General features: G+C 33.1%; 8 protein-coding genes, 4 tRNA genes and 1 pseudogene. 9 read left to right on the top strand and 4 right to left on the bottom strand.

The features are described 5' to 3' along the window. A partial coding sequence (locus CBR30_09620) for a glycosyl transferase family 1 (GenBank protein PMQ00743.1) occupies positions 1-762 on the bottom strand: 762 nt, incomplete at its 3' end. A gap of 142 nt (positions 763-904) precedes the next feature. Here CBR30_09620 and CBR30_09615 point away from each other — a divergent pair. The 4 genes from CBR30_09615 to glnQ are packed head-to-tail and all read left to right on the top strand — an operon-like array spanning position 905 to position 4,161. Further along, positions 905-1,942 (top strand): LacI family transcriptional regulator, encoded by a 1,038-nt coding sequence (locus CBR30_09615; GenBank protein PMQ00742.1) that lies wholly within the window; start codon positions 905-907, stop codon positions 1,940-1,942. 54 nt (positions 1,943-1,996) lie between these two features. Beyond that, positions 1,997-2,770 (top strand): basic amino acid ABC transporter substrate-binding protein, encoded by a 774-nt coding sequence (locus CBR30_09610; protein PMQ00741.1) that lies wholly within the window; start codon positions 1,997-1,999, stop codon positions 2,768-2,770. 19 nt (positions 2,771-2,789) lie between these two features. Continuing rightward, positions 2,790-3,446, top strand: coding sequence for an ABC transporter permease (locus CBR30_09605; protein ID PMQ00740.1), 657 nt, complete (start codon positions 2,790-2,792; stop codon positions 3,444-3,446). After that, the gene (glnQ, locus tag CBR30_09600) at positions 3,439-4,161 is read left to right on the top strand and encodes a glutamine ABC transporter ATP-binding protein (GenBank protein ID PMQ00739.1); all 723 of its coding nucleotides are present in this window, start codon (positions 3,439-3,441) and stop codon (positions 4,159-4,161) included. Before CBR30_09605 ends, glnQ begins: the two co-directional genes overlap by 8 nt. Here glnQ and CBR30_09595 read toward each other — a convergent pair. From CBR30_09595 to CBR30_09585, 3 genes are read right to left on the bottom strand one after another with little or no spacing between them, the layout of a single operon-like run. Then, positions 4,158-5,444 carry a serine--tRNA ligase gene (locus CBR30_09595; protein ID PMQ00738.1) on the bottom strand — a complete coding sequence of 429 codons (1,287 nt, stop codon included), beginning with the start codon at positions 5,442-5,444 and terminating at the stop codon, positions 4,158-4,160. The two genes, glnQ and CBR30_09595, sit on opposite strands and share 4 nt — an antisense overlap. Next, on the bottom strand, positions 5,441-6,124 hold the full coding sequence (locus CBR30_09590) for a hypothetical protein (protein PMQ00737.1): 684 nt from the start codon (positions 6,122-6,124) through the stop codon (positions 5,441-5,443). The genes CBR30_09595 and CBR30_09590 overlap by 4 nt, the downstream gene beginning before the upstream one ends. A gap of 2 nt (positions 6,125-6,126) precedes the next feature. Then, a complete protein-coding gene (locus tag CBR30_09585) occupies positions 6,127-7,788 on the bottom strand; it encodes a 30S ribosomal protein S1 (protein PMQ00736.1) in 1,662 nt (553 codons plus the stop codon). A gap of 85 nt (positions 7,789-7,873) precedes the next feature. On the opposite strand from CBR30_09585, the gene CBR30_09580 reads away from it, so the two are divergent. From CBR30_09580 to CBR30_09560, 5 genes and pseudogenes are all read left to right on the top strand, one after another. Next, positions 7,874-7,949: transfer RNA gene (locus tag CBR30_09580), tRNA-Thr, on the top strand. Then, a tRNA-Tyr gene (locus CBR30_09575) sits at positions 7,950-8,035 on the top strand. It begins immediately after the preceding tRNA gene. A gap of 12 nt (positions 8,036-8,047) precedes the next feature. Then, positions 8,048-8,124: transfer RNA gene (locus tag CBR30_09570), tRNA-Met, on the top strand. 18 nt (positions 8,125-8,142) lie between these two features. Beyond that, a tRNA-Thr gene (locus CBR30_09565) sits at positions 8,143-8,218 on the top strand. Between the two features lie 50 nt (positions 8,219-8,268). Then, positions 8,269-8,463 (top strand): annotated as a pseudogene (locus CBR30_09560) (hypothetical protein). Positions 8,464-8,470 lie beyond the last annotated feature (7 nt).

Below are 8,470 nucleotides of genomic sequence, written 5' to 3'. Positions count from 1 at the left end.
GAAGAAGAAAATATCTGCCATATTATAGAACTTATAGATTTCCTCATGAGGTTGGGGACCTGGAAGGAACAAGTTAGGAGGGGGGCTTGCCTGAACTCTTTTTACTTCGGAGTAACCGCTACTCAAGAATGAGAAGGGAATACCGCCGATCCAGAAGAATTTGTACTGAGGAAGAGATTTAGCCACCTTAACAAAGCTATCAAAACCCTTCCTCTTTATTGTTTGTCCCACACTTAATATGACGATGTCTTTATCATCTAACTTGTATTTTTCTCTCATATAAGATCTTACTTTAGGATCTGGTTTAAAAATATCTCTATCTATACCATTAGGTATATACACAATTTTAGGTTTAAGATGTAGCTCTTCTAATTTTTGTTTTGTGTATGGTGAGACTGCTATTACAAGTTTTGCTTGATTGTAAATCCTCTTCAAATGTATTGTAAAAAATGGTTTCCATATTTTATCAAACCATGAACTTCCCTCTATAGTTTCTGGAATAATATGTGCGGTAATTACAATATTACTTGTATTAGCATTCTTTATGATTGAAAATACCTTGCTATTTACAGAATGTATATGAATAATGTCAAAATTATTTGAGGCGCAGTCCTCATTAAAATAAACTTCTATATCTTTTCTCTTTTTGAGAGCATTATAGAGAATTAGACAAAGAGATTTATCTCCGCTTCCTACTTTGGACGCAGAGAAAAATTTTAAATCTTTAAAAATTATGTTTACTTTTAATAACTCGTTATTCATAGTTTAAGTTAACCAGTGGATTATATCACTTGATTATTGATCTTGCAAATATAAGTTTTACATATTATTATTAATTTGATATAATTTTCCCAAACGATTGCGTAAAATTTCAAAGAATTGATGGAAGGGAGAGGTAGCTAAAATGAGACGAAGAGATAAGGGTATTAAACCACCAACAATGAAGGATGTTGCTAAAAAAGCAGGTGTATCAATAAGTACTGTATCACATGTCATAAATAAAACAAGATATGTGGAGGAGGAAACAAGAAAAAAAGTATTAGATGCTATAAAAGAGTTAGGATATAGACCAAATATAGTTGCAAGAAGTTTGAGAAAAAAATCTACTAATACTATTGGATTAATAGTTTCTAATATTGCAAATTTATTCTATCCAGAAGTGGTAAGAGGGATTGAAGATGTTCTTCTACAAAACAAGTATAATATAATCTTATGTAATTCTGATGAAGATATTAATAAGGAAAGGGAATATATTGAGGTTCTTTATAGCAAACAAGTAGATGGATTAATCATAACTCCAAGTAAAAGTACTGAAACGAGAAAAAATTTAGAACTATTTATTTCTCAAGATATTCCAGTAATTCTTGTGGATAGAAGAATATCAGGAATTGAGACTGATGTTGTGTTAGCGGATAATGTTTCTGGTACTTATTCTGCCACAGAATATCTTCTAAACTTAGGTCATAAAAGAATTGCTATAATTACTGGTCCATTAGATACTACTACTGGAAGAGAGAGATTAGAAGGATATCTTAAGGCATTAGAAGAACATAATATCCCTATGGAAAAGGATTTAATAAGAGAAGGTAATTTTAAAAGAGATGGGGGTTATGAAAGGGGCAAAGAACTACTTGAAATGTCTAATCCTCCTACTGCAATAATATCCTCAAATAACTTGATGACTCTTGGTCTTATATCCGCAATAAACGAGAAAAAATTAAGGATACCTAAGGATATTTCTGTAATTTCTTTTGATGATATGGAATGGTTTCAATATTTTTGCCCTCCACTAACTTCAATCTACCAACCTTCATATGAGCTTGGGAAAAATGCTGGACTTTTGCTTATGGAAAGACTCAAAAGGAGAAGGAAAAAGCCAAAAGAGGTTATTTTACCAACCCGTTTGATTATTAGGGAGTCATGTGCTCCTCCATTAATTTGACATTTTAAAGAGATATTTTTATAATGAGCTAAAGTATAATTAGGAGGTAAAAGTATGAAGAGGATAATAATTTTATTAATTCTCTTTCTAATGTTATTTTCATTGCCAATTCTCTCAGCAGGAGCAGTGGAGAGGATTAAGAAGGCAGGAGTCTTAAAAGTAGGAAGTGATGTCGCATATGCACCCTTTGAATTTATGGAAGGAGATAAGCCAGTTGGTTTTGATATTGATTTAGCTCAGGAGATTGCTAATGCATTAGGAGTAAAATTGGAAGTTATAAATACTCCCTTTGATGGTATAATTGCAGCATTAAAAGCAAAAAAATTTGATATTATTATGTCCGCTATGACTATAACTGAGGAAAGAAAGAAAGAGATTAGCTTTTCAAAACCATATTTTGATTCAGGACAAATAATTGCAATAAGAGCTAATGATACATCAATAAAAAGCGAGAAAGATTTGAAGGGTAAAATTGTTGGGGTCCAATTAGGAACTACAGGAGAAATATCAGCAAGGAAACTTAAGGATAGTTTAGGAATAAAAGAGATAAGAAGTTATGAAACAATCCCTGAAGCCTTTATGGATTTGGAATTAGGTAGAGTAGATGCTGTTATTAATGATATGCCAGTCTCTCTCTATTATGCTAAGAATAATCCCAAAATAAAATGTATTGGGAAACCATTTACTATTGAAAGATATGGAATTGCCATGAGAAAAGAAGATACAGACCTTTTAATTAAGATTAATCTTATTCTCGATCAGCTCAAAAAGAATGGAAAATACGATGAGATTTATAAGAAATGGTTTGGAACTTTACCTATTAAGTAAAGGAGAGAGGTAAGGAACTTTGGATTTTAGATTAGATGTTTTCATAGAAGGATTACCATATTTATGGAAAGGCGCAGTTATGACACTGCGCCTTACTGTGATCTCTGTAAGTATAGGAATTATTCTTGGTCTTATAATAAGCCTTGCAAGAATATCAAAAAGACCATACTTGAGATATCCTGCAAGTATATATGTGGAAGTAATCCGTGGAACTCCTCTTTTAATGCAACTTTTAATTATTTATTATGCACTGCCTTCCTTAGGGCTAAATCTACCTGCTATAACTGCCTCTATAACAGGTTTATCATTAAATTCTGCAGCATATGTGGGAGAGATATTTAGAGGTGGTATACAATCCATAGAGAAAGGGCAAATGGAGGCAGCAAGGTCCTTGGGAATGAATTATTGGCAAGCAATGAGGTATATTATACTTCCTCAAGCTTTTAGGAGGATTTTACCTCCATTAACCAATGAATTTGCCTCTATGCTAAAGGAAAGTTCTTTGGCCTCAACATTGGCTGTAACTGAACTTTTAAGAACAGGAAGAGAGTTGGTTGCATGGAAAGCAAATGTTTTTAGCCCATTTTTGGGGGTAACTTTATTTTATCTTGTTATGACTGTACCTTTAACTCGTTTATCTTCTTATTTAGAAAAGAGGTTGAAAAAAGGTGATTAAGGTCATTAATTTACATAAGAAGTTCAAAAATCTTCATGTATTGAAGGGAATTAATTTAGAGGTAAAAAAAGGCGAAGTTTTAGTTTTAATAGGTCCAAGCGGAGGAGGTAAGAGTACCCTTTTAAGGTGTATAAATAGATTAGAAGAACCTACTTCAGGGGAAATATATATAGATGGAACTTTAATAACTGATCCTAAGGTTGATATAAATAAAATTAGGCAAAAAGTAGGAATGGTATTTCAGCTTTTTAACCTCTTTCCACATTTGACGGTATTGGAAAATATAACTCTTGCACCTATAAAAGTAAAAAAGATGAAACCTGAAGAGGCTAAAGAAAAAGCCCTTGAGCTATTAAAAAGAGTAGGTCTTGCAGATAAAGCAAAAAACTATCCTTCTCAATTGTCAGGAGGGCAACAACAAAGGGTTGCCATTGCAAGGGCTCTTGCCATGGATCCAGAAGTTATGCTTTTTGATGAACCTACATCCTCCATAGATCCAGAAATGACAAAAGAGGTTTTAGATGTTATTAGGGAACTTGCAGATGAAGGAATGACAATGATTATTGCAACTCATGAGATGGGATTTGCAAGGGAGGTAAGTGATTGGGTAGTATTTTTAGATCAGGGACAAATAATAGAAGAAGGTCCCCCCTCCCAAATTTTTTCTTCTCCTAAGGAAGAAAGAACAATTAACTTTTTAAGTAAAATTCTCTAATTTCTCTTTTTTGGTTTTATTTCTTTTATTCCTAAAGTGTAAGGATGTAAAACCTCAGGAATGATGATGCTTCCATCTTCTTGTTGATAATTTTCTAATATTGCAATTAAAGCTCTTGAAATAGCTATTGCAGTTCCATTTAGCATATGTACATACTCTAATTCACCGGTCAACCTTCTAAACCTAATATTTAATCTGCGAGCCTGATAATCTGTACAATTAGAACAACTTGTTACTTCCCCATATTCTCCTCTTCCAGGCATCCATGCCTCAATATCAAATTTTCTTGCAGCTGGAGCACCTAAATCTCCAGAACAAATATCGAGAACTCTATATGGTATATCTAATTTTTGAAAGATTCTCTCCTCTAAGCTTAAAATATATTCGTGCATTTTTTTTGAATCTTCTGGTTTGCAAATAATGAAAATTTCCGCTTTGCTAAATTGATGTACTCTATATAATCCTCTATTGTACCTTCCATATGCTCCTGCTTCAGTTCTGAAACAATGAGAAAAACCTAAGTACTTTAAAGGTAAGTCTAATTCATCTAAAATCTCATTTTTATGATATCCTCCTAAGGTAATTTCTGCTGTTGCAATCAATCCTAAATTTGAATCTTCTATATGATATATTTGAGCTTCAGGTCCTCTTGGTTGAAATCCGATTCCATCTAATATTTCATTTTTGGCAAGGTCTGGAGTTATAAAAAGTTTAAAACCTTCAGAAAGAAGCTCATTAATGACAAATTGAAATAGAGCAAATTCCAATATTACTGCTTCATTTTTTAAGTAATAGAAATTAGATCCAGTTACTTTACTTCCTCTCTCAAAATCAACAAGGTCATTTAGGAGGGCTAAGTCTAAGTGGTCTTTTGGTGTGAAAGAAAAAGCTTTTGGCTCTTTCCATCTTTTTATTTCTTTATTGTCTGATTCATCTCTACCTCTTGGAGTCTCAGGCAAAAGAAAGTTTGGAAGTTGCCATAGTCTTGCATTCATTTCTTTTTCTATTTCTTGGAATTCCTTTTCTAATTTATCTATCTTCTCCTTTAACTCTTTTGCTTGCTTTATTAATGCTTCTTTCTCCTCTCCTTTTTTCTTCCCAATTTCTTGGGAGATTTTGTTCCTTTCAAATTTTAATTCATCTAAGATTTTTTGAATAGATCTTCTTTTTTGATCAAGCTCTAAAATATAATCCACATCGTACTTTGCAGGATCTAAATTTCTTAGAATAATATTTTCTTTCATTTCTTCCGCTCTTTCTCTAAGGGTTTTAATGTCTATCATTTTATTCCTCCCATTACTATATAATTTGTTAGCAACATAATGTTAATGGCATTGAACACATAAAATAGAATTCTTTCCATTAATCCTCCAGTTCTAAAAAGAGAGAAACTTATTTTAAAGTTTATAGGATAAAATAATCTAATACCACTAAAAGTTAAGGAGTCTCCTATCAAGTGGCTTATATATCCAATATTAATTCCCCAAACAATAGCATTATAAAAAGAGTTGATAAATGTAGGAAACTTTTGAAGAGAAGTTTGGGGAAGAATAAGAAATATGTTAATGATTAATAAGCTCCATAGACTATGAGCAAATCCTCTATGGACAAAGTATTTCTTTAGATTAAACTTGAAAAATAATTTAAATAAGTTAAAGGATAATGCAAATAAGATGATAAAGAAAAAAAGATTTTCATAGCTTATGTTCTGTAGTATAAAAACACCTAAAAGTAAGCTTAAGAAGGCACTTAAAAAATCTGATAAAACCTTCTGTGATATAAATCTTCTTGAGAATTCTGAATGGGGAGCATCAATATCTGGAATTAAGGAGCCAAACATAGTCCCCATAAAAAATCCAATTGTCCAATAGGTTAGATTATTAGTTGGAAGACTTTTTGTAAAGCTTGGATAGGAAATTAGGGCAATTAATATACCAAAGCTTTGATGGGTTTTAGCAGTCAATCCTAATTTTCCTCCTTTGCCAAATCAAAGCCTAATATATCTCCTAAAGTAATTGGAGGAGGAGTATTAATCTTTATGTAATTTTCCAATTCTTTTTCTTCTTTCTCTTTGAGAAGAGCTTTTCTTGAGAATATAATTCTTCTACTTTCTTGATTTATTCTTATAATTTTTACTTCTATTTCGCTATTAATTGAAATTTCAGAATTTTCTCTTTTATCAAGCTGAGAATTAGGTAGGAAGCCTTCTATACCAGGTTGTAACTCTATTACTAATCCTTGATTATTAATCTCTATAACTTTTCCAATTACATTCATTCCCTCGCTATATCTTTCTTCTATATTGTTCCATGGGTCTGGGAGTACATCTCTTCTACTTAATAATAATCTTCTATTTTCTTTGTCAATATTTAAAACCTTAGCTTCTATACTATCTCCTATATGGAATTTATCGTGAAGGTCATTTATTCTTTCCCAACTTAAGAATCTTCTTGGAATAAGCCCCTCTAATCCTGGCTTAATCTCTACAAATATTCCAAAATCTGTTATGTTTATTATTTTCCCTTTAACTTTGCTACCCTCAGATAATATCTCGTCAATAACGTCCCATGGGTTTGGCTCTACCTGTTTTATACTAAGAAGTATTCTCTTTTCTTGTGGGTCCACTTCTAATATTTTTACTTTAATCTTATCTCCTACTTCATAATATTCTCTTATATTACCAATTCTTCCCCAGGATATTTCACTATAAGGTACGAATCCAACGAGGTTATTAATTTTTACCACAATACCTGAGGTTATTTTTATGATTTCTCCCTGCTGAATACTTCCAATGGGGTTTTTCTCTAAAAATACCTCCCATGGATTGGGTTGTGCTAATCTAACACTTAGATTTACTTCTTTTTTCTCTTCATCTATATTTAAAATTTTTGCTTTTACTATATCTCCTACTTGGAATGTTCTATATATGTTTCTAATAGGGAACCAAGATAACTCATCTTTGGAAACAAAACCAAGAATACCAAAACCAAGATCTATCTTTAATCCATCATCATTTACTTCTTTAACTCTACCTCTTATTATCTCGGACTTTTTAATTCTTTCCCAAAGCCTTGTCCTTTTTTCCTCCAATTTTTCTTCTAAGACACTTCTCACTGAAAGAAGGATTTGCTTTCTTTCTGGATTGATTTTTATTATTTTGGCATTGACCTTTCTATTTAAATAAATATTTGGATTTTTAGGACGATAAATGTCAATGAGATTTAAAGGGATAAATCCATAAACTTCTTCTCCTAAATCAATAGTGAAACCTTTTCCATTAAAATCTTTAATTTTTCCGCTAATAGGTTCGTCATTCTCATAGGCTAAGGTTAAGTCTTCCCATATCTTTTTTTCAACAGCCCTTTTTTGGGATACATTTATAATTCCCTCTTTATAATTTATGAATTGAATCATTACAGGGATAGAATCTTTTATCTGATTTTTCTCTAATTTTTCTTGAAAGCTTTTTGTCGTTTCTTCTATGGGTAGGAAGGCATTATATTTTCCCCCCACATCTAACCACAAACCTTGTTTGTCTACTAATAAAATATTTCCATAAACTATACTTCCTATTTCTAAATTTTCCATGCTAATATCTTCCAAGTTTATATCAACAATTTCTTCCATGGCTCTTGACCTCCTTGGATTTTTTATTTATTATAACATAGGTCTTGACTTTCTACATTACTAAAGATATACTTTTTCTGTTAAAGCCGAGGTAGCTCAGTAGGCAGAGCAGCTGATTTGTAATCAGCGGGTCGTGGGTTCGAGTCCCTCCCTCGGCTCCAGGGGAGGTACCCAAGTGGACAACGGGGGCAGACTGTAAATCTGCTGGCGGACGCCTTCGGGGGTTCGAATCCCTCCCTCCCCACCACTTGGTGAGTATCGCGGGGTGGAGCAGCCAGGTAGCTCACCGGGCTCATAACCCGGAGGTCGAGGGTTCAAATCCCTCCCCCGCAACCAAATTTTTGGAAATATAAAGCCCACGTAGCTCAGTCGGCAGAGCGTACCCTTGGTAAGGGTAAGGTCACCGGTTCGATCCCGGTCGTGGGCTCCATTTTAAGTAACTTAACTTATACTATATAGAATTTAGGAGGAAGGAAGAGGATGGCGAAGGAGAAATTTGTAAGGACGAAACCACATGTAAATATAGGGACAATAGGTCACGTAGACCATGGTAAGACGACATTAACTTCTGCGATAACGAAGGTACTAGCTGCGGAGGGATTAGCTAAGCCCTTAAAGTATGAAGACATAGACAAAGCGCCAGAGGAGAGGGCGAGAGGAGTAACTATTAACTTATATCATG

Source organism: Dictyoglomus sp. NZ13-RE01 (assembly GCA_002878375.1).
GTDB lineage: Bacteria > Dictyoglomota > Dictyoglomia > Dictyoglomales > Dictyoglomaceae > NZ13-RE01.
The sequence above is the reverse complement of the archived record's forward strand: the minus strand, read 5'-3'. Positions and strand labels throughout refer to the sequence as shown.